The organism is Pseudomonas sp. 3MA1 (assembly GCF_029237275.1).
Lineage (GTDB): Bacteria > Pseudomonadota > Gammaproteobacteria > Pseudomonadales > Pseudomonadaceae > Aquipseudomonas > Aquipseudomonas fluorescens_AP.
Genome location: NZ_JAACFX010000003.1, coordinates 522,058 through 547,170, shown reverse-complemented (window position 1 = coordinate 547,170; position 25,113 = coordinate 522,058). Strand labels below are relative to the sequence as shown.

Below are 25,113 nucleotides of genomic sequence, written 5' to 3'. Positions count from 1 at the left end.
GGGTATGGACATGCACGCTTCTGCCATTGAATCGATCGAAACGATCATCGTCGATCTGCCGACCATTCGCCCTCACAAGCTGGCCATGCACACCATGCAGAACCAGACCCTGGTGCTGATCCGCCTGCGTTGCGCCGACGGCATCGAAGGCCTGGGCGAATCCACCACCATCGGCGGCCTGGCCTATGGCAACGAAAGCCCGGACAGCATCAAGACCAATATCGACCGCTTCTTCACCCCGCTGCTGATCGGCCAGGACGCCAGCAACATCAACGCCGCCATGCTGCGCCTGGAGCAGAGCATCCGCGGCAACACCTTCGCCAAGTCCGGGATCGAAAGCGCCTTGCTCGACGCCCAGGGCAAGCGCCTCGGCCTGTCGGTCAGCGAACTACTGGGCGGCCGGGTACGCGATGCACTGCCGGTGGCCTGGACCTTGGCCAGCGGCGACACCGCCAAGGACATCGCCGAAGCCGAGAAAATGCTCGACCTGCGCCGCCACCGCATCTTCAAGCTGAAGATCGGCGCCGGTGAAGTGCACCGCGACCTGGCCCACGTGATCGCCATCAAGAAGGCCCTGGGTGACCGCGCCAGCGTGCGAGTCGACGTCAACCAGGCCTGGGACGAAGCCGTGGCCCTGCGCGCCTGCCGCATCCTCGGCGGCAACGGCATCGATCTGATCGAACAACCCATCTCGCGCAACAACCGCGCCGGCATGGTGCGCCTGAACGCCAGCAGCCCGGCGCCGATCATGGCCGACGAATCCATCGAGTGCGTGGAAGACGCCTTCAACCTGGCCCGGGAAGGCGCGGCCTCGGTGTTCGCCCTGAAGATCGCCAAGAACGGCGGCCCCCGCGCCACCCTGCGCACCGCGGCGATTGCCGAGGCGGCGGGCATCGGCCTGTACGGCGGCACCATGCTCGAAGGCGGCATCGGCACCCTGGCCTCGGCCCACGCCTTCCTGACCTTGAACAAACTGAGCTGGGACACCGAGCTGTTCGGCCCGCTGCTGCTGACCGAGGACATCCTCGCCGAGGCGCCGGTGTACCGGGATTTCCACCTGCATGTCTCGCGGGCACCGGGCCTTGGCCTGAGCCTGGACGAAGAGCGCCTGGCGTTCTTCCGTCGCGACAAAACCACCCCCGTGCTGCATCACACCTGAGGAGGGCTGCATGCTATTCCACGTGAAAATGACCGTGAACCTGCCGGTCGACATGAACCCCGAGCGCGCCGCGCAACTGAAAGCCGAGGAAAAGGCCCTGGCCCAGCGCCTGCAGGCCGAAGGCAAGTGGCGTCACCTGTGGCGCATTGCCGGGCTGTACGCCAACTACAGCGTGTTCGACGTCGACAGCGTGCAGGAACTGCACGACACCCTGATGCAACTGCCGCTGTACCCGTACATGGCCATCGAAGTTAACGCCCTGTGCAGGCATCCTTCGTCCATTCATGAGGATGACCGCTGAGTTCGCACCAGCCCGTTCACCACTCTAATAAATACAAGATGAGGATTAATCATGAACGTCAGAATTTCCCAGACTGCCAGCGCCCAACGCTTTCTCGAAGAAGCCAGCGGCCAGTTCACCGATGGCGGCAACCCCCGGACCAAGGCCATCGTCTACCGCATCCTGCGGGACACCGTGAACATCATCGAAGACCTGAACGTCACCCCGGAAGAGTTCTGGAAAGCCGTCAACTACCTCAACGTCCTCGGCGCTCGCCAGGAAGCCGGGCTGCTGGCCGCGGGCCTGGGCCTGGAGCATTACCTGGACCTGATGATGGACGCCGCCGACGAACAGGCCGGCAAGACCGGCGGCACCCCGCGCACCATCGAAGGCCCGCTGTACGTGGCCGGCGCGCCCCTGAGCCAGGGCGAAGCGCGCCTGGACGACGGTCTCGATCCGGGCGTGGTGCTGTTCATGCAAGGGCAAGTGACCAACACCGCCGGCCAGCCCCTGGCTAGCGCCATCGTCGATGTCTGGCACGCCAACACCGGCGGCACCTATTCCTACTTCGACGGCAGCCAGTCGGAGTTCAACCTGCGCCGGCGCATCGTCACCGATGCCGAGGGCCGCTACCGTTTTCGCAGCATCGTACCGTCCGGCTACGGCTGCCCGCCGGAAGGCCCGACCCAGCAACTGCTGGACCAACTGGGTCGCCACGGCCAGCGCCCGGCGCACATCCACTTCTTCATCTCGGCCGATGACCATCGCCACCTGACCACCCAGATCAACCTGGACGGCGACCCCTACCTGCACGACGACTTTGCCTACGCCACCCGCGACGAGCTGATCGCCAAGATCACCTTCAGCGAAGACCCGGTGCGGGCCAAGGAACTGGGCGTGAGTGGCCGCTTCGCGGAAATTCACTTCGACTTCACCCTGCAGCCTTCGGCCCAGCCGCAAGAACAGCAGCGCCACGAACGGGTGCGTGCCCTGGAGGCCTGACCTTCGACACGGCAAGACCGAGCCACGGACGCCTTGTGCGGCCCGTGGCTTTTGTCGTTGTCGGCCTGGGCTTTTTGACCTTGCGTGATTGCCTGCCAGCGCGGCTTGCCACCGCGCGGTGCGGCCCCAACAAGAACAATCAGAGTGACCCGATTATGCAAATGCATCTGTTGAGTGAACGCAGCCGCGTGTTTGTTCAAGCCGATCCCCATGCCGTGTCCGGTTACGTCAATCAGCACGTGGGCAGCCACTGCATCCGCCTGCCCCGGGCCGGCCAGCCCCAGGCCAGCCTCAACCACCGGACCCTGGCCAGCCTCGACCTGTGCAGCCTCAGCTACGGCGGCAGCGTGCGCGTCACCTCGCCGGCCCTGGAAAGCATCTATCACCTGCAAGTGCTGCTGCGCGGTCACTGCCTGTGGCGGGGGGCGGGCCAGGAACACTGCCTCGCCCCGGGGGAACTGCTGCTGATCAACCCCGACGACCCGGTGGACCTGACCTATTCCGAGGACTGCGAAAAATTCATCATCAAGATTCCCACCCGCCTGCTGGAAACCGCCTGCCAGGAACAGCGCTGGCAGTACCCGGGGCAGGGCGTGCGCTTTCTGCGCCAGCGCTACCAACTGCAGGAGCTTGAAGGCTTCGTGCCCTTGCTCAGCCTGTTGTGCCAGGAGTCCGAAGCCCTGCAGGCCATGCCCAAGGTCCAGGAGCACTACGCGCACATTCTGGTGGGCAAACTGCTGGGCCTGATGCAGACCAACGTTCAGCGCGGCACCCTGAGCGCGTCGGCGGCGACCTTCGAATGCATTGCCGACTACATCGAGCGCAACCTCAAGCAGGACATCGGCTGCGAAGAACTGGCGCAACAGGCGCGCATGAGCCTGCGCTCGCTGTACGCGCTGTTCGAACGCAACGCCCGCACCACGCCGAAGAACTACATCCGCCAGCAGAAACTGCAACGGGTGCACGCCTGCCTCAGCGACCCGCAATGCCCGGTGCGCAACGTCACCGAACTGGCCCTGGATTTTGGCTTTTCGCACCTTGGGCGTTTTGCCCAAAGCTACCGCCAGCAATACGGCGAACTGCCCTCCGACACCCTCAAGCGTCGCCACTGACCGGCCCGCCCCGCTATGGGCATCCGTTCCGACCTGTGCCTGGCGATCACCCGGCAGACCTTCGGCGTCCTCGGGACCCCTGCGTCTCCTGCGGAGCCGTTCGCAGCCTGCGGCAGCGGCTACACGCCCCTGTAGCCGCTGCCGAGCCTGCGAGGCTGCGAAAAGGTCCGCAGGACCTTGCCTGGCGATCTCCAGTCGAACCGCCAGTGGCCTTGAGATCCTCGCGTCCCTTCGGGCCGTTCGCAGCCTGCGGCAGCGGTTACAAGAGATTGTGTGTAGCCGCTGCCGAGCCTGCGAGGCTGCGAAAAGGTCCGCAGGACCTTGCCTGGCGATCGCCAGCCGAACCTCCAGCGGCCTTGAGATCCTGGCGTCCCTTCGGGCCGTTCGCAGCCTGCAGAAAACGGATACAGGTCTGCACGCATCGGCTATTGCCCCGCCGACCCCGGTCCTAGCATGGCCCTGCCTGAATAAAAACAATGGAGGCGGCGGCCATGTCCCTGCGACCCGAATACCTGCATTCCCTGCTTGAAGAAGACCCCGACCAAGGCGTCTACCGCTGCAAGCGGGAGATGTTCACCGACCCCCGGCTGTTCGACCTGGAGATGCAGCACATCTTCGAAGGCAACTGGCTGTACCTGGCCCACGAAAGCCAGATCCCCAACCCCAACGACTACTACAGCACCACCATGGGCCGGCAATCGATCTTCATTGCGCGCAACAAGAACGGTGAACTCAACGCCTTCATCAACGCCTGCAGCCATCGCGGCGCCATGCTCTGCCGGCACAAGACCGGCAACAAGGCGTCCTTCACCTGCCCGTTCCATGGCTGGACCTTCAACAACACCGGCAAGCTGCTCAAGGTCAAGGACCCGGCCGCCGCCGGCTACCCGGCCAGCTTCAACTGCGACGGCTCCCACGACCTGACCCGCGTCGCGCGCTTTGAGTCCTATCGCGGCTTCCTGTTCGGCAGCCTCAACCCCGACGTGCTGCCCCTGGTGGAACACCTGGGCGAGTCGGCGAAGATCATCGACATGATCGTCGACCAGTCCGCCGACGGTCTGGAAGTGCTGCGCGGCTCTTCCAGCTACATCTACGAAGGCAATTGGAAGCTCACCGCCGAGAACGGCGCCGACGGCTACCACGTCAGCTCGGTGCACTGGAACTACGCCGCCACCCAGAACCAGCGCAAGCAGCGCGAGGTCGGGGCAGACATCCGCACCATGAGCGCCGGCAGCTGGGCCAAGCAGGGCGGCGGCTTCTACTCCTTCGACAAGGGCCACATGCTGCTCTGGACCCGTTGGTCCAACCCCGAGGATCGCCCGCTGTACGAACGCCGCGACGAGCTGGCCCGAGACTTCGGCCAGGCCCGGGCCGACTGGATGATCGAGAACTCGCGCAACCTGTGCCTGTATCCGAACCTCTACCTGATGGACCAGTTCAGCTCGCAGATCCGCATCGCCCGGCCGCTCTCCGTGGACCGCACCGAAATCACCATCTACTGCATCGCGCCCAAGGGCGAGAGCGACGAAGCCCGGGCCCGGCGCATCCGCCAGTACGAGGACTTCTTCAACGTCAGCGGCATGGCCACCCCGGACGACCTGGAGGAGTTCCGCTCCTGCCAGCTTGGCTACCAGGGCAGCAGCACGGCCTGGAACGACATGTCTCGCGGCGCCGAGCATTGGGTCCAGGGCGCGGACGACGCGGCGAAAGAAATCGACCTGCAGCCGATCCTTAGCGGCGTGCGTACCGAGGACGAGGGCCTGTTCGTGATGCAGCACAAGTACTGGCAGCAGACCCTGCTGGCAGCCCTGGAGCGTGAAGCCTCACGCCAGATCGACGTGGAGGCCGTGCAATGACTGTTTCCTACGACACCGTGCGCGATTTCCTGTACCGCGAAGCCCGCTACCTGGACGACAAGGACTGGGACAGCTGGCTGGAACTCTACGCCCCGGACGCGACCTTCTGGATGCCCTCCTGGGACGACAGCGACCAGCTGACCGAAGACCCGCAGCGGGAAATCTCGCTGATCTGGTACGGCAACCGCAGCGGCCTGGAAGACCGGGTGTTCCGCATCAAGACCGAGCGTTCCAGCGCCAGCATTCCCGACACCCGCACCTCCCACAACCTGAGCAATATCGAGCTGCTGGAGCAGGGCGACGGCCTGTGCAAGCTGCGCTTCAACTGGCACACCCTGAGCTTTCGCTACAAGACCGTGGACAGCTACTTCGGCTGCAGCTTCTACACCCTGGATGTGCGCGGCGAAAACCCGTTGATCCTGGCCAAGAAAGTCATCCTGAAGAACGACTACGTTCGCCAGGTCGTCGATATCTACCACCTCTGAGGCGACTGCCATGAGCCATCAAATCGCACTCAATTTCGAAGACGGCGTGACCCGTTTCGTCAACGCCAACCCCGGCGAAACCGTGGCCGACGCCGCCTACCGCCAAGGCATCAACATTCCCCTGGACTGCCGCGACGGCGCCTGCGGCACCTGCAAGTGCTTTGCCGAGGCGGGGCGCTACGAGCTGGGCGAGGACTACATCGAAGACGCCCTGAGCGCCGACGAGGCCCAGCAGGGTTTTGTCCTCACCTGCCAGATGCGCGCCTTGAGCGACTGCGTGGTACGGGTGCCGGCTTCGTCCCAGGTCTGCCGCGCCGGGCAGGGGACTTTCCAGGCCCGCATCAGCGCGGTGCGCCAGCTGTCCGACAGCACCATTGCCCTGTCGATCAAGGGCGAAGCCCTGAGCCAGCTGGCGTTCCTGCCGGGGCAATACGTCAACCTCGGGGTACCCGGCAGCGAACAAACCCGGGCCTATTCCTTCAGCTCGCTGCAGCGCGACGGCGAGGTCAGCTTCCTGATCCGCAATGTGCCCGGCGGCCTGATGAGCAGCTTTCTTACCGGGCTGGCCAAAGCCGGTGACAGCATGACCCTGGCCGGCCCCTTGGGCAGCTTCTACCTGCGGGACATCCGCCGGCCCCTGCTGTTGCTGGCCGGCGGCACCGGGCTGGCGCCGTTCACCGCAATGCTGGAGAAGATTGCCGAGCAGGGCAGCGAGCACCCGCTGCATTTGATCTACGGCGTGACCCACGATTTCGACCTGGTGGAGCTGGAGCGCCTGGAAGACTTTGCCGCGCGCATCCCGCAGTTCAGCTTCAGCGCCTGCGTGGCCAACCCCGAGAGCCAGTACCCGCGCAAGGGCTACGTGACCCAGCACATCGAACCGGCGCACCTCAACCAGGGCGATGTGGACATCTACCTGTGCGGACCGCCGCCGATGGTCGAGGCGGTGAGCCAGTTTATCCGCGAACAGGGCATTACCCCGGCGAACTTCTACTACGAGAAGTTCGCCGCCAGCGCCGCCTGAAGGGCACTTCCCCGCTGTAGGAGCTGGCTTGCCAGCGAAGACGTCCACAAGAGCGCTGCTAGGCTCAAGGGCCCCTTCGCCGGCAAGCCGGCTCCTACGTCGGGTGGCGTTCTCTCCATCTTTTTGTGTTCACGAGGTTTCCATGAACCGTTTCCACAACCAAGTCGCCCTGGTCACCGGCGCCGCCCAAGGCATCGGCCGTCGCGTTGCCGAGCGCCTGGCCGAAGAGGGTGCCCGCGTGGTGCTGGTGGACCGCTCCGAGCTGGTCTTCGAACTGGCCGCCGAACTCAGCCCCCGCTACCCAATCCTGGCTCTGACCGCCGATCTGGAGCAGTACAGCGAGTGCAGCCGGATCATGGCCGCGGCCATCGCCCATTTCGGCCGCCTCGATGTGCTGGTCAACAACGTCGGCGGCACCATCTGGGCCAAGCCTTTCGAACACTACGAGCCCGCGCAGATCGAAGCCGAAGTGCGCCGCTCGCTGTTCCCCACTTTGTGGTGCTGCCACGCCGCCTTGCCGCCGATGCTGGAGCAGGGCAGTGGCGCGATCGTCAACGTCTCGTCCATCGCCACCCGCAGTCTCAACCGCGTGCCCTACGGCGCGGCCAAGGGCGGGATCAACGCGCTGACTGCCTGCCTGGCCTTTGAAACCGCCGGTCGTGGCGTGCGGGTCAATGCCACCGCCCCGGGGGGCACCGAAGCACCGCCGCGGCGTATCCCGCGCAACAGCGCCGAGCCAAGCGCCGAGGAACAGGTCTGGTATCAGCAGATCGTCGATCAGACCCTGGATAGCAGCCTGATGAAACGCTACGGCACCATCGACGAGCAGGCCGCGGCGATCCTGTTCCTCGCCTCCGCCGAAGCGTCCTATATCACCGGCACGGTGCTGCCGGTGGGCGGTGGCGACCAGGGCTGAAGCCCGGCGGCCTCAGGCTCTGCTGCCGGGGCGGTCAGTAGAACAGGCGCGGCTCGGGTGAGGCGAGCAAGCTGGCCAGCTTGGTCAGGGCAAAGCTCAGTTCGGCGCGGCTTGGCGACATCAAGGCAATGCGCACGCCGCGGCTGGCCGTGGTGCGCTGGGCCAGGAACTGGCTGCCGCTGACCACGGTGACGCCCTGGGCGCGGGCCAGGTTGGCAAACTCGTCGCAGTTCCAGGGCTGCGGCAGCACCAGCCAGATGTGAAAACTGTTGGGCTGGCTGCTGATTTGATAGTTGCCGAGAATCTCCCGCGCCATTTGCTGGCGCACGGCCGCCTCTTGCTGCTGCACCTTGATCAGTTGCTCGCCGGTGCCGCTGTTGATCAGGTTGCTGGCCAGTTGCGCCATCATCGGCGAGGGCATCCACACGCTGCTGCGGACCATGGACGACAGGCGCGAGAGGGTTTCGGGCGGGGCGTACAGGTAACCGATGCGCAGCGCCGGCAGGATGCTTTTCGACAGGCTGGTCAGGTAGACCGAGCGCTCGGGGGCGTAGGCCGAGATCGGCTTGTGCACGTTGTGGGTTTCCAGAAAGCCGTAGATGTCATCGTCAATGATGAACACATCGTATTCGCGGGCGATCTGGGCAATGGCTTCGCGGCGCTCCGGCGGCATGATCGAGTTGGTCGGGTTCTGGTGCGTGGTCACGCACACCAGCAGGGCCGGGCGGTGCTCCTGGCACGCCGCGCGGAAGGCCTCGGGCACCAGCCCGTATTCATCGATCTGCACGCCCATCAGGCGCCTGTCCAGGCTGTGGGCCAGGGAGATGATCCCGGGGTAGCAATGCTCTTCGCAGAGAATCAGATCGTTGGTGTTGGACAGGCTGTTGATGGCCACCAGCAAGCCGTGCTGCGCGCCGCTGGTGAGCACGATCTGCTGCCAGCGCGCCTCGGGCAGGCTGCGCTGCACCCAGCGGGCGCCGGCCTGCTTGTGCACGGCGTGTCCGCCATCGGTGGCGTAGTCCAGCACCCGGTTCAGGTCCGCCGACTGGGCCAGCTCGCCGATGGAATCGCGCAGCCACATCCCGACGTTGGCGTCATTGGGCTTGATGATCGACAGATCGATCTGCGCGCTGTGGCTATCGGTACTGGTTTGCGCCGCGGCAGGCGCCGTCCTGGTCTTGGCCGGCAGGACAAAAGTCCCGCGTCCGACTTCCCCCACCACCAGCCCGCGCTTGGCCGCTTCGTCATAGGCACGGCCCACGGTGCCGGGGGTGACTTTCAAGGCCTCGGCCAACTCCTTGAGGGTGGGCAGCCGATCTTCAGGGCTCAGGCGCCCGGAGCGGATGTCTTGCTCCAGGGCGTCGGCAATCATTAGGTAAACCGGCTGCGCGTGGCCGCTGTATTGAGGAACCCACATAGGTAAAGCACCAAAGTCTGCACGAGCACGCAAGCCTAACATGAACCCGCGAAGGGGCGTAATCCTGTGGTAATCGAGGCTATTGCACCGAATTGATGCGATTTAATTCTGTCGGGTAAGCCAGGTTTTTCGTTGGCTTTACCGTGCTGAAATTTTATTCCATGAGAAATTTCAATAAATTCAATGACTTTAAAGCCGTATTCACGGGCTGCAGGCCAGATCGGCAGAAATAAATTGAATCGAGTCTATTTGTGTAATTACAATGATTGCGTCGATGTTGTTTCGAGATGTTATCGAGGCATTGGCTGGTTTGTCCCGGCATTACACGGGTGTCGTGTGAGCTGAATCACAAAAATACAACAGGTTGTGCCGCCTCCCGGGTCAGGCGCAACGCGCATCGAACTATGGAATTCAACTGAAATGGAAAGCGCACAGCACAAGCAGGCAGTCGAGGCCGTGGCAACGTTGGAAATCCGCTTGCCGTGGGTTATTTCCAGCGCCTGGCAAACCGTCTTGAGTCAGACGCCTCTGGAATTCGAGGCCACCAAGGACATTTATTTTCAGCTCAAGGAACAGGCCCAGGATGTACTGGGGGCGGCCCTGACGCGACAGATCCGGACCTTTGTCGAAGACCCCGACCTCACCTCGATGGTGATTCGCAACTGCCCGCGAGACCGGGACATTCCACCGACGCCTTACTCCGGCGTGCTGAGCCCCAAGAGCACGCCCATCGCCTGCCTGGTCAGCCTCTCGCTGCAAAGCCTGCTGGGTATCCATCCGGTGGTGTATGAAGGGGAGAATGACGGCCGCCTGTTCCGCCATGTGATTCCTTCTCGTACCTCCTCCAGCCAGAAAAGCTCGCACGGATCGCGCCTGCGCTTTTCCTACCACGTCGACAACCCGGACTTGCCGCTGTCATCCGAAGCGCTCGGCGAGCTCTCCTGCTGCCCGGAATACCTGTCGTTCTTCGGCATGCGTTGCGATCCGCGGATCAACACCACGCTGGTCAATCTGGACGACGTGATCGACCAACTGCCGGCGGCCACCGTGCGCGAACTGAGCCTGCCGCAGTTCGAAGTGCGCCGCCCGGACTCGTTCGCCAGCCAGCGCCGTTCAACGCCCAACCTGGCGGTGCTGGTGCGCGGCGCGGCCAACGAGTGGCTGTGCCGCTTCGACAGCGAAAACACCTATGGCATGAACGCCAGCGCTGAGCTCGCGCTCAACACCCTGCGCGCGCTGCTGGAAAGCCGCCGCTTCGATGAGCCGCACCTGCTGCTGCCCGGGGATTTCATGATCTTCAAGAACCAGCGGGTGCTTCACGCCCGCGACGGTTTCGAGCCGCAAAACGACGGCGCCGACCGCTGGCTCTTGCGCGTGTTCGCGGTCAATGACCTGAACCGCGTGCGCTTTGCGCGAGCCGACCATCTGTATGAAGTCCTTTCCTGATTCTTTTTGTCTTTGTGGGGTAACGCTATGGAACTGTTAGGAGCCTATTGGGCTGAACACTGGGTATTGGCGATTCTGCTGCTGGGCGCCATCGCCTTCGTCGCCGGTTTTGTCGACAGCATTGCCGGCGGGGGCGGGCTGTTCCTGGTGCCCGGATTCCTGCTGGTGGGCCTGCCCCCGCAGGTGGCGCTGGGCCAGGAAAAACTGGTCAGCACCCTGGGCACCCTGGCGGCCATCAGGAACTTTCTGGTCAACAGCAAGATGGTCTGGAAGGTGGCGCTGGTCGGCGTGCCTTTTTCCCTGCTCGGTGCCTACCTGGGGGCGCATCTGATCGTGTCGATCTCCCAGGAAACCGTGGGCAAGATTATCCTCGCCTTGATCCCCTTCGGCATCCTGATTTTCCTCACCCCCAAGGACCGGCCGGTGCGGGAACACGTGCTGTCCGATGCCATGCTGTTTACCGTGGTGCCCCTGACCTGCCTGGTCATCGGCTTCTACGACGGCTTCTTCGGCCCGGGCACCGGCAGCATGTTCATCATCGCCTTTCACTACCTGTTGAAAATGGACCTGGTTTCCAGCTCGGCCAACTCCAAGACCTTCAACTTCGCCTCCAACATCGGCGCCCTGGTGGCGTTCATCATGGCCGGCAAGGTGATCTACCTGCTGGCCCTGCCCTTGGTGGCCTGCAACATTTTGGGCAACCACCTGGGCAGCGCCCTGGCCATCCGCAAGGGCAACGATGTGGTGCGCAAGGTGCTGGTGCTCTCGATGATGTGCCTGTTCGCCAGCCTCGGCGTGAAATACCTGGCCTGATCGCCTGACCAAGGAGAAACCCATGAAAACCGCATTTGTGACCGGCGCCTCGGCCGGCTTTGGCCAAGCGATCTGTCGCCGACTGGTCGCCGAAGGCTATCGCGTGATCGGTGGCGCACGGCGCATGGACAAGCTGCAGCGCCTGGAACAGGAGCTGGGTGAAAACTTCATCGCCCTGGAGCTGGATGTCACCGACAAGACCTCCCTGGAACGGGCGGTGGAACAGATCCATGAGGCGTCCCTGGCCATCGACCTGCTGGTCAACAACGCCGGGCTGGCGCTGGGCATCGAACGCGCCCAGCACAGCAACGCGCAGAACTGGGAACGCATGATCGCCACCAACATCACCGGCCTGGCGCTGATTACCCAGCGCGTCCTGCCACGCATGGTCGAAGCCAACAGCGGGCTGATCATCAACATCGGCTCGATTGCCGGCACCTATCCCTACCCGGGCGGCAACGTCTATGGCGCCAGCAAGGCCTTCGTCAAACAGTTCAGCCTGAACCTGCGCGCAGACCTGGCCGGCACCCGGGTACGGGTGACCAACATCGAACCGGGCCTGTGTTCCGGCACCGACTTCTCGGTGGTGCGGCTCAACGGCGACATGGAAGCGGTGCAAGCCTTGTACAAGGACGTTGACGCCATCCGCCCCGAGGACATCGCCAACACCGTGTGCTGGATCGCCCAGCAGCCGGAGCACCTGAACATCAACTCCATCGAAATCATGCCGGTGGCGCAGAGCAGCGCGGCGCTGAACGTTGTGCGCAACCTTTGAGGGCAGGGGGCGGTGCTCAGTGCGCCGCTCACGCAACCCTGTAGCCGCTGCCGCAGGCTGCGCACGGGCGCAAAGCGCTCGCTAAACCAGACGCTGCGATACCCCGGTGACACTTCACCGGGCCGGTTTCTGATGGCTGGGCAATCCTTCGCTCTTAGCGGCGAGCGTCTCCGTCGCCGCTAAGGGTTTGCAGGCATGGGGTAGGGCAAGTCGATCGGCGGGGCGTCCGGCAACTGCCGCGAGGATTTGCCCATCAGATAGCCGATGATCTGCGGCGCAGTCATGTCCACCTGCAGCATGTCCGGCTCGCCAAACCACTCGTTGGGCCAGAAGATCAGGTCCGAGGCATTGGCCTCGGGGAAGTTGGTTTCCAGCAGGCTCAAGGCGTAGTCCATATCAGACTCCGTGCCCTCGCATTTACAGATGAAACCCGCCAGGGCACACGCTTCGTCGAAGCTCAGGTCGTCAACGTAGCGCTCTTGATGAAAGGCCGTGCGCAGAAAGTTCGCCGCACTGGTATGGCTGTGCATGTCGCGAAATTCGTGGAACTCGAAGGGCCGGCCGGCGTGGCTGTTCCACTGCTCGATCAGCGCACTGATCACGGGGCTTTCACGTTCCTGGTTGTCCCAGATCTGATCGAGGATCTGCTTGAGCAAATCCTTCATCAACGCACGTATTTTCGGCGTCGCGGGTGTTGGTTTCAGCCGTTCCGGCATGGCCATGGGTGTCTCCCTGATTGTCATTGCATATGGCTGGAGAAGGGGGGGCGCGAGATCGCCTTCGCTGGCAAGCCCGCTCTTACGAGGGATGGTGCCTGCCTGTGTAGGAGCTGGCTTGCCAGCGAAGACGCCCGCCAGACCACCCCCATTCCCGAGCGGCGCACAGGATAGTCCCTCTGCGCTGCCGACTAAAGCACCGGCCCCAGCTGCAACAACGCACACAACCCGCCCTCAGGCCGATTGCGCAACTCCAGGCGACCACCGATCTTGCTGACGATCATCTGCACGATGGCCAGCCCCAGCCCGGCGCCATGGGCGTTGCCCTGGCTGTAGAAGCGCTCCAGCAAACGCCCGCGCTCCTGTTCATTGATGCCGGGCCCGGCGTCCTCCACACACAGGTGCATCGCGCCATCGGCCTGGGGTCGTAGGCCGACCCGCACCTCGCTGCCCGCGGGGGCAAAGTTCAGGGCGTTGGTCACCAGGTTTTGCAGGGCAATGGCCAAAGCCACCGGGTCGGTATCAATCAGGCAGCCTTCGTCGCCTTCCAGCACCAGTTCGACCTCTTTCTCCAGGGCCAAAGGCGTCAGTTCCGCCAGCTCTTCGCGCACCAGGGCGCTGAGGTCGACCCGGCTCAAACGCGGGCTGTTCAGCTGCGGCTCGATGCGCGCCATGGTCAGCAGCTGGCTGGCGATACGGGTGGCGCGGTCGACGCCGCTCACCAGAAAATCCAGGGCTTCCTGGCGTTGCTCCGGGCTGCCGGCACTCTGGGCGTTCTGCGCATGAATCCGCAGGATCGCCAGGGGCGTGCGCAGTTCATGGGCGGCGTCGGCGATAAAGCGCCGCTCGCGTTCCAGCAGGCTGTCGATCTGGGCCAACAACTGGTTGAGGGCGGTCTGCATCGGTTCCAGGTCCTGGGGCAGGGGCTTGAGCCCGAGCGGCTGCAAGGTGTCGCTGCTGCGCCCGCGAATGGCCCGGGCCATGGCCCGCAGCGGCGCCAGGCCCCAGCCGATGGTCAGCCAGATCAGCAGCGCCAGCAGCGGCACGCCGATCAGGGTCGGCCACAGGGTATGGCGCACGATGCGCTGGATCAGGTCCTGGCGAATGTCATCGCGCTCGCCAACCCAGATCAGCAAGCCCTGCTGCGGGTCGGCCAGCAGAAAGGCGCACCAGTCCTTGCCGTTTTCCAGAATGTCATGGGCGCCCAGTGTGGTGGGCGGCGCCTCCAGCAGCGGGGCCTCGGCGGAGCGCATCAGCAACTGGCCGTCGTCGCGCCAGACCTGGAACGTCAGGCGGGTTTCATAGGGGTGAGCGGCGCCGTCCACGCCGACCCGGCTCATGGCCTGGTCGAAGGCCTGGTGCAGGCGCTCCCAGTCCGCCGCGTCCGGCTTTTGAGCCGGGTCGCGCTGGCGCAGCACCCCTTGCAGCAGGCGCGCGCTCTGGGCCAGCTGGGCGTCGTAGACTTCTTCGATTTCATGGTGGCTGTCGCGCAGCACCAGCCAGCTGATCAGCAAATCCCCCAGCAGCACCAGGACCAGGACCGGCAACAGAATCCGCGTGCGCACCGAGTTCATGGCTTGAGCGCCAGCACGTAACCGACGCCGCGCACGGTGCGGATCAGCTCGCTGCAGAGCTTCTTGCGCAGGTTGTGGATCAGCACTTCCAGGGTGTTGCTCTCGACCCGGTCCTGCCAGCCGTACAGCGCCCGGGACAGGCGCTCGCGGGTCACCACCTTGCCCGGGCGTACCATCAGCTGGTGCAGCAACTGGTATTCCATGGGTGTGAGCACCACTTCGTTGTCTTGGTAGTGCACCTGCTGGTTGGCCGGGTCGAGGCGGATGCCGGCGTGTTCCAGCAGCGGCTGGGCACGACCCTGGCTGCGGCGCAGCAGGGCGCGGACCCGGGCCTTGAATTCATCGACGTCGAAGGGCTTGACCAGGTAGTCGTCGGCCCCGGCATCCAGCCCGGCGATGCGCTCGGCGGTGCCGTCGCGGGCGGTGAGAATCAGCACCGGCAGGTCCTGCTGGGCGGCGCGCAATTGCTGCAACAATTCCAGGCCGTCGAGCCGCGGCAGGCCCAGGTCCAACAGCAACAGGTCGAAGCTTTCGGTGCGCAGGGCGTGCAGGGCGCTGGCGCCGTCCTGCAGCCAGTCCAGGGTGTAGCCTTCGGCGCTCAGGGCCACGCGGATGCCCTGGCCGAGGGCACGATCATCTTCGACAAGCAGCAGGCGCATGGGTGGTTCTCGGTCGGGCGAGGGGGCAGGGAAGGGGCGCATGATGACGCCGGCCAAGCTTGGCCGGCAGGGGTTTTTGGTGGGGAAAATGTTACCGCGCGTTGCCAACTAAGCTTTCACTAAGCTTGGTTTTGCACAGTGGAATCTCCCCCATCACCGGAGCGTTTTCCATGCGCAAGATCCTCCTGCTGTCCCTGACCATCGCCAGCCCCCTGGCCCTCGCCGGCCCGCAATGCACCACCGCCGAACGCTCGCAATGGCAGGATCAGAAGGCCTTCCAGGAACAGCTCAAGGCCCAGGGCTACCAGATCAGCAAGTTCAAGGTCACCGACGGCAATTGCTACGAGATCTACGGCTTCGACAAGGACCAGCGCAAGGTCGAGATCTACCACGACCCGGTGACCGGCAAGGCGGTGAAGACCGAGATCAAAGGCTGATGCCGCACGCGTCCCTGCGGCTGTGGGACCCGCTGGTGCGACTGTTTCACCTGTCCATCGCCGGGGTCTTTATCGGCAACTACTTCTTCAATGAAGCCGGTGACGACTGGCACGTCTGGCTCGGCTACTACGCCATGGCCTGGCTGCTGCTGCGCACGCTTTGGGGATTTGTCGGGCCGCGCAGTGCGCGCTGGTCCGACTTCTGGCCGACCCGGGCCCGGCTGGCGCGGCATCTGCGCTCGCTGTGGGCCGGGCGCCCCGAGCACCGCTTGGGGCATTCACCCCTCGGGGCTTTGGTGATGCTGCTGATGCTGCTGGCCCTGGTGCTGATCGGCGTCAGCGGTTTCTTGATGGAGGAGGTCGATGCCCTGTGGGGCGCCGACTGGCCGCTGCAAGTGCACGAAACCAGCGCCGATGTGCTGCTGGGCCTGGTGCTGCTGCATGTGTGCGCGGCGATTTTTGAAAGCCTGCAGGTGCGCGACAACCTGCCGTTGTCGATGCTCACCGGCCGCCGCCGACCCTTGCCGGGTCCTGAGCGGCGCTGACGTTTTCCCTTGTTCCCAACCGGCACTTGCCACGGGCTCCTTTATGCGTGCGCTGTCCTTTCGCCTGAGCTTCATCTGCAGCAGTCTGCTCTTGGCCGCCGTCTTTATCGCCGCCTGGCGCAGCCATCCGCCTCACCAACTGGCGCCGTTCGCCCAGGCGGCCGTGAACAGCGACGCGGCCACGGCCAGCAGCACGCCGCAATACACCAGCCGCTTCGTCTCCTCGGACCTGGATGACTTCGTGCATTCGTCCTCGGTGACCGCCTTGCCCGGCGGCGACCTGATGGCCGTGTGGTTCGCCGGCTCCCGGGAAGGCGCCGCCGATGTGCAAGTGCGCAGCGCACGCTTTGACGCCAAGACTGGCGAGTGGGGTGCCGAGCAGGTGCTGGCCACCCGCGAATCGACCCGTGACGGCACCGGGCGCTACATCCGCAAGCTCGGCAACCCGGTGATCGCCCTGGGCCCGGATCAGCGCCTGTGGCTGTTTTACGTTTCGGTGTCGGTGGGCGGTTGGGCCACCAGCGCCATCAACCTGATGGTTTCCGACGACCTGGGGCGCAGCTGGTCGGCGCCGCGGCAGCTGGTGACCTCGCCGTTCTTCAACATCAGCACCCTGGTGCGCGCCGCGCCGGTGTTCCATGCCGACGGCGCGATCGGCCTGCCGGTGTACCACGAGTTCATGGGCAAGTTCGCCGAGTACCTGTACCTGAGCGCCGACGGCGCGGTGATCGACAAATTCCGCATCAGCCGTGGCAAGCACTCCCTGCAACCGACCATCGTGCCCCTGGACGAACGCCGCGCCGTGGCCATGCTGCGCTACGCCGGCGACACCCACCACAAGGTCCTGGCCAGCCGCACCGAAGACGCCGGGCGGACCTGGAGCGAGCCCTATCCGCTGCAACCGTCCAACCCCAACTCGTCCCTGGCGGCGGTGGGCACCGACGACCAGGGCCTGCTGGTGGCCCTCAATGACCTGCAGGACGGGCGCTTCAAACTCAGCCTGTACGGCACTGACGCCGGCCTTAGCCAATGGCGCCCGCTGGTGGAACTGGACCAGTCCCCCGACCCCCTGGGCCAGCCGTTTTCCCACGAGGCCTACAAGGACATCATCGGTGAAGGCTTTCGCGCCTCCAGCGGCGCCCGGCGCCTGCCCCTGGAACAGCGCTTCTTGAGCAACCTCGACTACCGGGTGTGCAAGCCCCAGGGCTGCGACTTCGAGTACGAATACCCCTACTTCAGCCGCGGGACGGACGGCCTGTACCACCTGGTCTATTCCTGGAACAACACCTTTATCAAGCACGTCAGCTTCAACGCGGCGTGGCTGGCGGAGCGCTTGTGATGCTGTCGCTATGGCAAGCCCATCTGAGTTTTATCCTCCTGGGCTTTGTGCTGCTTGGCAGCCTGCGCCTGACCGCGCCCTGGCGGCCCTGGCTGCTGCCCGTGCTGGCCCTGGTCAGCTTTATTCCGCTGAACCAGTTGCCGCTGGCGGCCTATGTGCGCAGCTTCACCGATGATCTGGCCATCAGCACCCTGGTGCTGCTGGGCTGGGTCAGCCTGCGGCACTTGGGGGTGATGACGCCCTTGCCAGCCAAACACCGGGTGCAGGTCCTGCTGCTGTTTATCGGCCTGACCCTGAGCCTATACCCCGCGACCCTGGGCCTGACTTACCTCGACCCCTACCGCTGGGGCTACAACCCACGGCCGATGATCGTGCTGATGGGCCTGACGGCGCTGGTGCTGCTGTGGCAGCGCAACCTGCTGGGGGTACTGATGCTGGCAGCCGGGACCCTGGCCTTTGCCCTGCGCCTCAAGCCCTCGGAAAACTATTGGGACTACCTGCTGGACCCGCTGCTGGCGGGCTACTGCTTGATCGCCGGCAGCGGCGCGCTGCTGCTATGGCTGTGGCGCCGCGTCACCCAGCGCCGCCGCGGGCAGCCCCTTGCCGGCTAAACCAACCGGCCGCGCCGCGGCCTTCGACAACACCACACAGAGGTCAATGATGGGCGGGTTGCAATCACGCCGCCTGCGCTACGGCGTGGGCGCAATCGGGCTGGTATTCGGCTTGCTGGCACTGCTGCGGCTGCTGTTCGCCGTGGGTTTTTCCGGGGTGGACCTGAGCGCCGCCGACCAGCGCGAGGCCATCCTCCAGACCCTCGGCATCGGCCTGCGCTTCGACCTGCGCCTGACCCTGCTGCTACTGCTGCCCCTGGCCCTGCTGGCCTGGCTGCCGCGCTGGAACCTGCTGCGCCTGCCAACTTTGCGCTGGCTGGCCCGGGCCTACCTGCTGCTGATGCTGGGCGGGGTAGGGCTGCTGTACATCATCGACTTCGGCCACTACGCCTACCTGGGCGTGCGCATCAACGCCACGGTGCTGCGCTACCTGGACGACGCACAGATCTCCCGGCAAATGCTCTGGGAAAGCTACCCGGTGCTGTGGATCGTCCTCGCCTGGGGCAGCGCCCTGAGCCTGTGGTGCTACGCCTTGCTGCGCCTGGAACGCCTGACCCTCGACCGCCCGGCACAAACTCTGGGCCGCTGGTCCCTGGCCAGCGTCAGCGCCCTGGGCATCGCCGCCGTGTTCCTCGGCCTGCTGGGCCGGGTAGAAAACCTCAACCTGGAAAACCCCGTGCCCCTGCGCTGGAGCGACGCCTACTTCTCCGGCAACAGCCAGATCACCGCCCTGGGCCTGAACCCCGTGCTGTTCTTCTACGACACCCTCAAGGCCGGCCAGGCCCAGTACGACGAAGCCCAAGTGCGCCAACACTACCCGGCCCTGGCCCGCTACCTCGGCGTCGACCACCCGGACCCGCAGCGCCTGAACTTCACCCGCCAACAAGACGTGCAGCCGTATCGCATCGACCGCCCCCGGCCGCCCAACGTCATCTTCGTCATGCTCGAATCCCTCGGCACCAGCGCCGTGGGCGCCTACGGCAACCCGCTCAACCCCACCCCCAACCTCGACCGCCTGGCCCGCCAGAGCTGGTTCTTCAAACACTTCTACGTCCCGGTCACCGGCACCGCCAAGACCGTGTGGGCCAGCATCACCGGCGTACCCGACGTCACCCGCCAAGAGACCGCCACCCGCCAGCCCCTGATCACTCGGCAACACAGCCTGATCAACGCCTTCAGCGACTACCACAAGCTCTACCTGATCGGCGGCAACGCCGGCTGGGCCAACATCAACGGCCTGATCCGCCAGAGCATCGACAACGTGCGCCTGTACGACGAAAGCCACTGGCAATCGCCCCTGGTGGACGTCTGGGGCATCTCCGACCTTGACCTGTTCAAGGAAAGCGACCGCCTGCTGCGCGCCATCCCCCAGGACCAACCGTTCTTCGCCTACCTGCAAACCTCCGGCAACCACCGCCCGTTCACCATCCCCAAGGACAACGACGGCTTCCAAACTCAGGACCTGCCCCTGGAACAAGTCCAGGCCGCCGGTTCCCGCAGCCTGGAGCAATACAACGCCGTGCGCCTCCTGGACTTCAACATCGGCCGCCTGACGGACATCGCCAAAGCGGGCGGCTACTACGACAACACGATTTTCGTGTTCTTCGGCGACCACAACACCCGCATCAGCCAGATCCCCCACATGGCCCCCGCGTTTGAACAGCTAGGGCTGGAAAGCAACAACGTACCGCTGCTGATTCATGCACCGGGGATGTTGCAGCCCAGAGTGATCGAAGAAGCCGTCGGCCTCGCCGACCTGCTGCCCACCGTGGCCGGCATGGCCGGGATGCCCTTCACCAATGGCGCCATGGGGCGGGACATTCAGCAGCCTGCACCGGAAGGGGAGCGCGTGGTGCCGCTGGTATTGAGGGAAGGGACCTTTCCGGTGATTGGCGGCGTGACCAAGGATTTTTTGTTGCAGATGCAGCACGACGGCAGTGGCGCGACCTTGCATGATTTGGCGTCGAATACCCCGCGAGAGGATGTGGCGCAGGAGCATCCGCAGGAGTTTGCGCGGTTGCTGGAGTTGACGCGGGGGATGCATGAGGGGGCGCGGTTGATGTTGTATCGCAACGTTCGCTGACACCGCACAGCCATCGGTTGACGCCAGCCCGTGTAGGAGCTGGCTTGCCAGCGAAGGCGGCCGCAAGATCGCCTGAGCTCTATTTAATAGGTAACCAGTTCAAGGCTGAAGCTGCTGGTGGTTAGGCGTTTGAGTGCTATATCAAGCGCCTGATCGTCGAACAGCCTGTTCTTGCGAGCGGCGGAGCCGGCCCCGCCGTCCCAATGCTTCAATGCTTCTCGCACGGCGGGCACAGTTGGAGAAATCCCTTCTCGGTAAAGTAACCAATCGACCGTTGCCAGCAGTTCCATACCAAAGGGGGATTCAAAACCGTCGATCAGCTCAGCCGTGCGTTCCAGTGCTTGGGCGTACTCTTTGGCTTCGGTTTTGAGATAAGTCTGCAGAAAAGTCTTGCGCACATCGTCGAACCAGATCACATCATTAATATCGGCGTCACTGATTCGCTTGTTGCAGTGCAGATAGCTGCCATCCAAATTATTCAGCAAATGCTCCAGGCGGTTGGCGTATGGCCCAAATTTGTGAGCAACAAATTTAAGGTCAAGAGGGTTTTCTGTGTTTGGCAGTTTTTCTATGGCTCGCTCAAGAAACCAAGCGAGTTTCTGAATTTCCAGCAGACTGCACTCCATGCCCAAAACCCAATAACGCCTAACCAGTTCTGCAATCAGCGCGCGAGCGGGGGTGAGTTTCTCCACTCCGTTTCGTTTGGCGACGTTCAGATACTGTTTAGAAGGCTCAAACACTAAAATGTCGACATCCAGATCGCTAAGTATCGAAACGATCTGCTCTCGAACCTCAGGCCATTTCAAGCCACCGTTACCGGCACCCAGCGGAGGCACTGCTACGGACTTCACCTGGTTTTCGAGTAAGAAACGTCGCAGGTCATATAACCCTTCAGTTATCCAAACCATCTGAGAGGGTGAACGCCAGTGGCGCTTAGTAGGGAAGTTCACGATCCAGCGTGGTCCATCCAACTCGTTGACAGCGGTGACATGCATTTTGCCTGTCTCCACTGCGCCAGCCTTGCAGGCTGCCGAGTACAGACGGTAATTCTCGCTAAAGCGCTCTTTGAACATCAGAGCGATTCCTTTGCCCATCACGCCCACGGTATTCACCGTGTTGACCAGGGCTTCGGTTTTGGCCTCCAGAAGGTTGCCTTGGGTAAAACGGATCATTGGAAATACCATCCTGGGCGCGCATGAACAGACAGAGCCAAACCTCGGGCCACCAAGTCCTGTTCTATGCGTTTTTTCATTGCATCGCTGTAGCACATGATGCCAAGGAGTCCTGTAATCGGTAGGTGATTGTGAATCAGCGCTTCAGCCTGATAACGCTCCATTTTTCTAGGGTCATCGGGGTCGCGTTTGAAGTCGCGTCGCTGAAGGATAGCCCAGTCGATCTGGCTGAGATTCGCCAGATCGCTGTAATAGTCTGTCCAATACGGATAGGCATGTGCATTTGTAAAGACGAACGGTATTCCTAACTGTGCGACGCGGTACAGGCTTGAGACCAGAATCACAATCTCATCATTGGCGCGCGGTTGAACACTCCGGCCTGAGTGAATGTTTTTCATCATCACAGAGAAAGGGGTGAAGTAGAAGGGCACGTAATCAGCGAGCATACCGCCAGGAGCAATGGGGACATGACGTGACCGGCGCTTGTCGATTAGCTCCGCGTTGCCGATGTTCACGTATTGTGGGGCCTGTATTTCCGAGCTAGCACAATGCAGACCGTTGTCCAGAATCCAAGGCAGGTTGTCGCGATGGACGATACGCCAAATCAGAGCCTTCTCTGGATTCAGTCTGCTGTAATTCATCGACGAAACATTCCGGGATTCACTCCAATCTGCACAGAAACACCAGCCTCGCGCATTTTAGCCCCGCAATGCTCCTCAACCTGCGAATTAGCGACAAAAATCTTGAAAAAATCATTAGCAGAAACAACGGTGGGAGACAGGCATTCTGCCATGCAGACGCTTTTGCAGTGAGGGTCGTGATAGTCCCTTTGGTTCATCGCATCCCAGTCAATGGCCTCGAAGCCTGCCTTGTAGTCAAGCAATTGAATGGTGTCATTAGCCAATGGGTGTCGAGGAATGACCTTCCAATCCTTTTCAATTGCGAAGGATCGGCGAATAGATATGACTACAAATTGGGTGTCGCGTTTATTGCCCTGAACGCTTCCGTCAAATGGATTCGCGGCAAACCAATGAAAGGGGACGTAGTTTTCGAGTCCCAGCGCTTGTCGTTTTTTAAGTATTTCAGCATCAGCTACGTCTTTGAACCCTTTGAGCTGCGCGCGTGGCCTGAGGCCGTTCTGAAAGATACTGCTCAAATTTTCAAGGGCGGTGAGGTGATAAAGCAGTTTTTGTTCCTTGATATCTACCATGTCGGTCTCCTTGACCTATGCAATTGCTGAGTGGTTTCAGCCCTGCTACTTCTTCCGTGCGGACAACAACCTTAAATAAATACTCACACGCTGGTGCGATTTAGCAGGGTGCTGATAGTGATTCTATTGCGCCATTACGTTGAGCTACAAGTTCAATCTAGGCTTCGCCATCTGACCGGTATCTTTCTAGTGGATGCGGGCTTTCATTGCTGTCAATCAGCCGGTTTTCCCCTTTCTCAAGGTGATCAGTGAAATCAGAAGGCCCCTTCAGAGGGCGTAGATATTGAGCCAGTATCGATGAGGAGGGCTGGAGGTATTGAATTTATACTCGTTTTTAGTGTAAAAACTCATAATATGTGTTTTTTGTTGGGGTGGCTTATGGAACGACTGAAAGAGTTACGGAAGGTTTTGGGGTTGACGCAGGCTGCTTTAGCAAGCCAGTTGAGTGTTTCACAACAAACCGTTGCTAGATGGGAGCGAGGAGATGCTGAACCCAGCTTCGCGACTTTGAGGGATATCGCTACCTTATTGGGAACGAGTGTTGATGATCTGCTGGAGTACTCAGTAGGGCGGGCCAAAATTTCTTCACAGCACTGGAGGCTCCAAGATGAAAGCATTGATGGATTCTGGGGGCATATTGGGCTTCTTCTCCCCGGAAAGTTGAAGAGCCAGTGGTATCCGATTACTGAAAACGAATGTGGAAGAATCCATCATATTTTGTCGGAACGGCACACCTCCTCTGGTTGGCTATTGCTTAGCACGCTTAATAACAAAGCCTTGATCGTAAATCCTGATCTGATGCAAAGAATTCGGCTCCTGGATGATGCTGCTGATCAGCCTTCTGATGACGATTGGGAGCTTTCTATTGACGGTTATCAAGGTTGGGGAGCGGAAATCTATCGTGGAATAAGTGAGTTTTTCTGGGATGAGGATGAGTTTGAGTCAAAAAACTCTAAGGCCCTAAAAAAGGTTATTACTGATCTCATAGAGGAACATAAGCTAGATGAGGAAGCTGTTTCTGAGTTTATAGAACATACGAAAATTCATTTAAAAAACGGGTCTTTAATTAGCTTCAAAGCTGACCGGTCTGATACGTATGAGCTTGCTGTCGATGCTGATTGTGCAACCCCATCCACAATTTCCCTAAAGAATGATCACACTGGCGAGTTGAATTATTTTAATCCCATGCATGTTGCTTTAGTGGAGATACCATTAACGGAATATCTCGAGGCTGCGAGAGAGATGATGGAGGAGTTAGAGGGGGAAGGGGCGTCGCAATAATGAGGCCTCTAGAGTAGACAATATTCAGACACCTGGCGGCTGGGCTCTTTTCAAGACAAAAGAGATCGGCTTCACCGCCAACCGCTCGCAATCCAATTCGGGCTGCGCAAGTTAATCCACGATCATATGGGGAAAAGGCTCTATGAGACCTTCACGGCTGTACGCCTCAAGCGAATTCGCGCCCTCAGCATCGAACATAGGCTATGGAAACCGAAGAAATGCACCTGCAGTGATTTTTGCAAACTTGGACCAATTGAGTGGAGCCTGTTATCCCGTCGTAACTCACTCCTCCGCAAAATAATCACTGTCGAGCTGCTTCACCTCGTACACCTGCTTCACGCTCACCCCGAGGTTGTGCTCGACCATTAACCGAGCAAGTTCGACGCCATCAATCAACACCACTTTGATATCCAAGCCCAGCGCGCGTCCCTTGCGCCCATGGAGAAATCCGAGGTGGTGATAAACACACCTTTGCGCGCCCGCTGGCGGGTCAGGGCGCCGATGAATTTGTCGATCTCGGGGCGATGTACGGTGTTGCTCCAACGCTTGGCTTGCAGGTAGATCACGTCCAGGCCGAGTTTGTCTTCCTTGATGATGCCGTCGATGCCACCGTCATTCGTGAGTTGGGTGGCTTTGCCGGCTTCTTTCCGTGAGCCGCCGTAACCCATGGCTAGCATCAGGTCGACCACCACCTGTTCGAAGAAACTCGGCGTTGCGGCCCGTACTTGAGCAAGCAGTTCATCCGCCAGTGATTGCACCAGTGCCTGGTGAGCCTCGGCTAGTTGTTCGTCGGGAGTGGTTTCCGATGGGGCGATATCCAGCGCAGGGGGGATGTCTGCCGTTTGTGGCTTGGCGGTATGAAAGTCAGCGAACTCGGGGAATTGTTTCAGCCAGCTCACGGTGATGCGTGCGGGTCCATTGGCCAAGGCGTCAAGGCCACGCGGGGTGATTTGCACCATGCCTTTGGCGGGAATGGTCAGCAGCCCTGCTTTGTTGAGATACGTTCGGGCCCAGCCTACGCGGTTATTGATGACCGTCTGATTCCCAGAGGGCAGGTATTCTTTGCGCTCCTCCTCGGTCAGTTGGAACTGATCGGCAATGCGCTCGCGCAGTTCTCTGAGTGGCAGCGGCGCGCCGTTCTGTACGGTGGTCAGCACCGGCCGCATGACACTTTGAAAGTCCGGAATTGCCATGGTCACTC

At 62.0% G+C, this 25,113-nt stretch carries 26 protein-coding genes; 17 read left to right on the top strand and 9 right to left on the bottom strand.

Features of this window, described 5'->3' with window-relative positions; translation table 11 throughout:
- Window positions 1-10: 10 nt before the first annotated feature.
- The 8 genes from GWQ44_RS11465 (at window position 11) to GWQ44_RS11430 (ending at window position 7,834) form a co-directional block, all read left to right on the top strand.
- Complete coding sequence (locus tag GWQ44_RS11465) at window positions 11-1,159, top strand: muconate cycloisomerase family protein (protein ID WP_275927371.1); 1,149 nt, start codon at window positions 11-13, stop codon at window positions 1,157-1,159.
- Window positions 1,160-1,169: 10 nt separating this feature from the next.
- The gene (gene catC / locus GWQ44_RS11460; protein WP_016966965.1) at window positions 1,170-1,460 is read left to right on the top strand and encodes a muconolactone Delta-isomerase; all 291 of its coding nucleotides are present in this window, start codon (window positions 1,170-1,172) and stop codon (window positions 1,458-1,460) included.
- A gap of 51 nt (window positions 1,461-1,511) precedes the next feature.
- Complete coding sequence (catA, locus tag GWQ44_RS11455) at window positions 1,512-2,441, top strand: catechol 1,2-dioxygenase (RefSeq protein ID WP_275927370.1); 930 nt, start codon at window positions 1,512-1,514, stop codon at window positions 2,439-2,441.
- 155 nt (window positions 2,442-2,596) lie between these two features.
- On the top strand, window positions 2,597-3,553 hold the full coding sequence (locus tag GWQ44_RS11450) for an AraC family transcriptional regulator (protein WP_275927369.1): 957 nt from the start codon (window positions 2,597-2,599) through the stop codon (window positions 3,551-3,553).
- Window positions 3,554-4,044: 491 nt separating this feature from the next.
- Window positions 4,045-5,409, top strand: coding sequence for a benzoate 1,2-dioxygenase large subunit (benA, locus tag GWQ44_RS11445; RefSeq protein ID WP_275927368.1), 1,365 nt, complete (start codon window positions 4,045-4,047; stop codon window positions 5,407-5,409).
- Window positions 5,406-5,894: a benzoate 1,2-dioxygenase small subunit gene (gene benB / locus GWQ44_RS11440; protein WP_016966973.1), complete on the top strand. Its 489-nt coding sequence runs from the start codon at window positions 5,406-5,408 to the stop codon at window positions 5,892-5,894. The genes benA and benB overlap by 4 nt, the downstream gene beginning before the upstream one ends.
- A gap of 10 nt (window positions 5,895-5,904) precedes the next feature.
- Window positions 5,905-6,918: a benzoate 1,2-dioxygenase electron transfer component BenC gene (gene benC / locus GWQ44_RS11435; protein WP_275927367.1), complete on the top strand. Its 1,014-nt coding sequence runs from the start codon at window positions 5,905-5,907 to the stop codon at window positions 6,916-6,918.
- A 142-nt stretch (window positions 6,919-7,060) separates the two neighbouring features.
- On the top strand, window positions 7,061-7,834 hold the full coding sequence (locus GWQ44_RS11430) for a 1,6-dihydroxycyclohexa-2,4-diene-1-carboxylate dehydrogenase (RefSeq protein WP_275927366.1): 774 nt from the start codon (window positions 7,061-7,063) through the stop codon (window positions 7,832-7,834).
- Between the two features lie 34 nt (window positions 7,835-7,868).
- Here GWQ44_RS11430 and GWQ44_RS11425 read toward each other — a convergent pair whose 3' ends face one another.
- Window positions 7,869-9,251 carry a PLP-dependent aminotransferase family protein gene (locus GWQ44_RS11425; protein ID WP_275927365.1) on the bottom strand — a complete coding sequence of 461 codons (1,383 nt, stop codon included), beginning with the start codon at window positions 9,249-9,251 and terminating at the stop codon, window positions 7,869-7,871.
- A 420-nt stretch (window positions 9,252-9,671) separates the two neighbouring features.
- Here GWQ44_RS11425 and GWQ44_RS11420 point away from each other — a divergent pair, with 420 nt between their 5' ends.
- The 3 genes from GWQ44_RS11420 to GWQ44_RS11410 are packed head-to-tail and all read left to right on the top strand — an operon-like array spanning window position 9,672 to window position 12,285.
- Entirely contained in the window at window positions 9,672-10,697 is a 1,026-nt protein-coding gene (locus GWQ44_RS11420) for a TauD/TfdA family dioxygenase (RefSeq protein ID WP_179600795.1), read from the top strand.
- A gap of 27 nt (window positions 10,698-10,724) precedes the next feature.
- Window positions 10,725-11,510, top strand: a complete 786-nt coding sequence (locus GWQ44_RS11415) for a TSUP family transporter (RefSeq protein ID WP_103739747.1) — start codon at window positions 10,725-10,727, stop codon at window positions 11,508-11,510.
- 22 nt (window positions 11,511-11,532) lie between these two features.
- Window positions 11,533-12,285, top strand: a complete 753-nt coding sequence (locus GWQ44_RS11410; protein WP_275927364.1) for an SDR family NAD(P)-dependent oxidoreductase — start codon at window positions 11,533-11,535, stop codon at window positions 12,283-12,285.
- A gap of 179 nt (window positions 12,286-12,464) precedes the next feature.
- Here the strand turns inward: GWQ44_RS11410 and GWQ44_RS11405 are convergent, their stop codons facing one another.
- The 3 genes from GWQ44_RS11405 to GWQ44_RS11395 form a co-directional block, all read right to left on the bottom strand.
- Complete coding sequence (locus GWQ44_RS11405; RefSeq protein WP_275927363.1) at window positions 12,465-13,007, bottom strand: hypothetical protein; 543 nt, start codon at window positions 13,005-13,007, stop codon at window positions 12,465-12,467.
- Window positions 13,008-13,192: 185 nt separating this feature from the next.
- Window positions 13,193-14,575, bottom strand: a complete 1,383-nt coding sequence (locus tag GWQ44_RS11400; RefSeq protein WP_275927362.1) for an ATP-binding protein — start codon at window positions 14,573-14,575, stop codon at window positions 13,193-13,195.
- Window positions 14,572-15,234 (bottom strand): response regulator, encoded by a 663-nt coding sequence (locus GWQ44_RS11395; RefSeq protein WP_275927361.1) that lies wholly within the window; start codon window positions 15,232-15,234, stop codon window positions 14,572-14,574. The genes GWQ44_RS11400 and GWQ44_RS11395 overlap by 4 nt, the downstream gene beginning before the upstream one ends.
- A 170-nt stretch (window positions 15,235-15,404) precedes the next feature.
- Between GWQ44_RS11395 and GWQ44_RS11390 the strand changes: the two genes are divergently transcribed.
- From GWQ44_RS11390 to GWQ44_RS11370, 5 genes are read left to right on the top strand one after another with little or no spacing between them, the layout of a single operon-like run.
- Window positions 15,405-15,671 (top strand): PepSY domain-containing protein, encoded by a 267-nt coding sequence (locus GWQ44_RS11390; RefSeq protein ID WP_275927360.1) that lies wholly within the window; start codon window positions 15,405-15,407, stop codon window positions 15,669-15,671.
- Window positions 15,671-16,216 (top strand): cytochrome b/b6 domain-containing protein, encoded by a 546-nt coding sequence (locus GWQ44_RS11385; RefSeq protein ID WP_275927359.1) that lies wholly within the window; start codon window positions 15,671-15,673, stop codon window positions 16,214-16,216. The genes GWQ44_RS11390 and GWQ44_RS11385 overlap by 1 nt, the downstream gene beginning before the upstream one ends.
- A gap of 43 nt (window positions 16,217-16,259) precedes the next feature.
- A complete protein-coding gene (locus tag GWQ44_RS11380; RefSeq protein ID WP_275927358.1) occupies window positions 16,260-17,555 on the top strand; it encodes a sialidase family protein in 1,296 nt (431 codons plus the stop codon).
- Window positions 17,555-18,166: a hypothetical protein gene (locus tag GWQ44_RS11375; protein WP_248764880.1), complete on the top strand. Its 612-nt coding sequence runs from the start codon at window positions 17,555-17,557 to the stop codon at window positions 18,164-18,166. Before GWQ44_RS11380 ends, GWQ44_RS11375 begins: the two co-directional genes overlap by 1 nt.
- 49 nt (window positions 18,167-18,215) lie before the next feature.
- The gene (locus GWQ44_RS11370) at window positions 18,216-20,249 is read left to right on the top strand and encodes an LTA synthase family protein (protein ID WP_275927357.1); all 2,034 of its coding nucleotides are present in this window, start codon (window positions 18,216-18,218) and stop codon (window positions 20,247-20,249) included.
- Window positions 20,250-20,332: 83 nt separating this feature from the next.
- Here the strand turns inward: GWQ44_RS11370 and GWQ44_RS11365 are convergent, their stop codons facing one another.
- From GWQ44_RS11365 to GWQ44_RS11355, 3 genes are read right to left on the bottom strand one after another with little or no spacing between them, the layout of a single operon-like run.
- Window positions 20,333-21,421: a macro domain-containing protein gene (locus GWQ44_RS11365; protein WP_275927356.1), complete on the bottom strand. Its 1,089-nt coding sequence runs from the start codon at window positions 21,419-21,421 to the stop codon at window positions 20,333-20,335.
- A complete protein-coding gene (locus GWQ44_RS11360; protein WP_275927355.1) occupies window positions 21,418-22,062 on the bottom strand; it encodes a DUF4433 domain-containing protein in 645 nt (214 codons plus the stop codon). The genes GWQ44_RS11365 and GWQ44_RS11360 overlap by 4 nt, the downstream gene beginning before the upstream one ends.
- A complete protein-coding gene (locus GWQ44_RS11355) occupies window positions 22,059-22,631 on the bottom strand; it encodes a DarT ssDNA thymidine ADP-ribosyltransferase family protein (RefSeq protein WP_275927354.1) in 573 nt (190 codons plus the stop codon). Before GWQ44_RS11355 ends, GWQ44_RS11360 begins: the two co-directional genes overlap by 4 nt.
- A gap of 378 nt (window positions 22,632-23,009) precedes the next feature.
- Between GWQ44_RS11355 and GWQ44_RS11350 the strand changes: the two genes are divergently transcribed.
- Entirely contained in the window at window positions 23,010-23,912 is a 903-nt protein-coding gene (locus GWQ44_RS11350; protein ID WP_275927353.1) for a helix-turn-helix transcriptional regulator, read from the top strand.
- A gap of 282 nt (window positions 23,913-24,194) precedes the next feature.
- Here the strand turns inward: GWQ44_RS11350 and GWQ44_RS11345 are convergent, their stop codons facing one another.
- Together GWQ44_RS11345 and GWQ44_RS11340 are read right to left on the bottom strand one after the other, a co-directional pair.
- Window positions 24,195-24,326 carry a hypothetical protein gene (locus GWQ44_RS11345; protein WP_275927352.1) on the bottom strand — a complete coding sequence of 44 codons (132 nt, stop codon included), beginning with the start codon at window positions 24,324-24,326 and terminating at the stop codon, window positions 24,195-24,197.
- Complete coding sequence (locus GWQ44_RS11340; protein ID WP_275927351.1) at window positions 24,305-25,105, bottom strand: winged helix-turn-helix domain-containing protein; 801 nt, start codon at window positions 25,103-25,105, stop codon at window positions 24,305-24,307. The genes GWQ44_RS11345 and GWQ44_RS11340 overlap by 22 nt, the downstream gene beginning before the upstream one ends.
- Between the last annotated feature and the right edge of the window lie 8 nt (window positions 25,106-25,113).

What these genes read in the sequence shown, in the direction of transcription:
- GWQ44_RS11385 (WP_275927359.1), top strand. Translation starts at nt 15,671, where the DNA reads ATGCCGCACGCGTCCCTGCGGCTGTGGGACCCGCTGGTGCGACTGTTT.
- GWQ44_RS11425 (WP_275927365.1), bottom strand. Translation starts at nt 9,251, where the DNA reads ATGTGGGTTCCTCAATACAGCGGCCACGCGCAGCCGGTTTACCTAATG.
- GWQ44_RS11370 (WP_275927357.1), top strand. Translation starts at nt 18,216, where the DNA reads ATGGGCGGGTTGCAATCACGCCGCCTGCGCTACGGCGTGGGCGCAATC.
- GWQ44_RS11400 (WP_275927362.1), bottom strand. Translation starts at nt 14,575, where the DNA reads ATGAACTCGGTGCGCACGCGGATTCTGTTGCCGGTCCTGGTCCTGGTG.
- GWQ44_RS11390 (WP_275927360.1), top strand. Translation starts at nt 15,405, where the DNA reads ATGCGCAAGATCCTCCTGCTGTCCCTGACCATCGCCAGCCCCCTGGCC.
- catC (WP_016966965.1), top strand. Translation starts at nt 1,170, where the DNA reads ATGCTATTCCACGTGAAAATGACCGTGAACCTGCCGGTCGACATGAAC.
- benC (WP_275927367.1), top strand. Translation starts at nt 5,905, where the DNA reads ATGAGCCATCAAATCGCACTCAATTTCGAAGACGGCGTGACCCGTTTC.
- catA (WP_275927370.1), top strand. Translation starts at nt 1,512, where the DNA reads ATGAACGTCAGAATTTCCCAGACTGCCAGCGCCCAACGCTTTCTCGAA.
- GWQ44_RS11380 (WP_275927358.1), top strand. Translation starts at nt 16,260, where the DNA reads ATGCGTGCGCTGTCCTTTCGCCTGAGCTTCATCTGCAGCAGTCTGCTC.
- benA (WP_275927368.1), top strand. Translation starts at nt 4,045, where the DNA reads ATGTCCCTGCGACCCGAATACCTGCATTCCCTGCTTGAAGAAGACCCC.
- GWQ44_RS11355 (WP_275927354.1), bottom strand. Translation starts at nt 22,631, where the DNA reads ATGGTAGATATCAAGGAACAAAAACTGCTTTATCACCTCACCGCCCTT.
- GWQ44_RS11350 (WP_275927353.1), top strand. Translation starts at nt 23,010, where the DNA reads ATGGAACGACTGAAAGAGTTACGGAAGGTTTTGGGGTTGACGCAGGCT.
- GWQ44_RS11360 (WP_275927355.1), bottom strand. Translation starts at nt 22,062, where the DNA reads ATGAATTACAGCAGACTGAATCCAGAGAAGGCTCTGATTTGGCGTATC.
- GWQ44_RS11415 (WP_103739747.1), top strand. Translation starts at nt 10,725, where the DNA reads ATGGAACTGTTAGGAGCCTATTGGGCTGAACACTGGGTATTGGCGATT.
- GWQ44_RS11410 (WP_275927364.1), top strand. Translation starts at nt 11,533, where the DNA reads ATGAAAACCGCATTTGTGACCGGCGCCTCGGCCGGCTTTGGCCAAGCG.
- GWQ44_RS11465 (WP_275927371.1), top strand. Translation starts at nt 11, where the DNA reads ATGCACGCTTCTGCCATTGAATCGATCGAAACGATCATCGTCGATCTG.
- GWQ44_RS11340 (WP_275927351.1), bottom strand. Translation starts at nt 25,105, where the DNA reads ATGGCAATTCCGGACTTTCAAAGTGTCATGCGGCCGGTGCTGACCACC.
- GWQ44_RS11430 (WP_275927366.1), top strand. Translation starts at nt 7,061, where the DNA reads ATGAACCGTTTCCACAACCAAGTCGCCCTGGTCACCGGCGCCGCCCAA.
- GWQ44_RS11420 (WP_179600795.1), top strand. Translation starts at nt 9,672, where the DNA reads ATGGAAAGCGCACAGCACAAGCAGGCAGTCGAGGCCGTGGCAACGTTG.
- GWQ44_RS11375 (WP_248764880.1), top strand. Translation starts at nt 17,555, where the DNA reads ATGCTGTCGCTATGGCAAGCCCATCTGAGTTTTATCCTCCTGGGCTTT.
- benB (WP_016966973.1), top strand. Translation starts at nt 5,406, where the DNA reads ATGACTGTTTCCTACGACACCGTGCGCGATTTCCTGTACCGCGAAGCC.
- GWQ44_RS11395 (WP_275927361.1), bottom strand. Translation starts at nt 15,234, where the DNA reads ATGCGCCTGCTGCTTGTCGAAGATGATCGTGCCCTCGGCCAGGGCATC.
- GWQ44_RS11405 (WP_275927363.1), bottom strand. Translation starts at nt 13,007, where the DNA reads ATGGCCATGCCGGAACGGCTGAAACCAACACCCGCGACGCCGAAAATA.
- GWQ44_RS11450 (WP_275927369.1), top strand. Translation starts at nt 2,597, where the DNA reads ATGCAAATGCATCTGTTGAGTGAACGCAGCCGCGTGTTTGTTCAAGCC.
- GWQ44_RS11365 (WP_275927356.1), bottom strand. Translation starts at nt 21,421, where the DNA reads ATGATCCGTTTTACCCAAGGCAACCTTCTGGAGGCCAAAACCGAAGCC.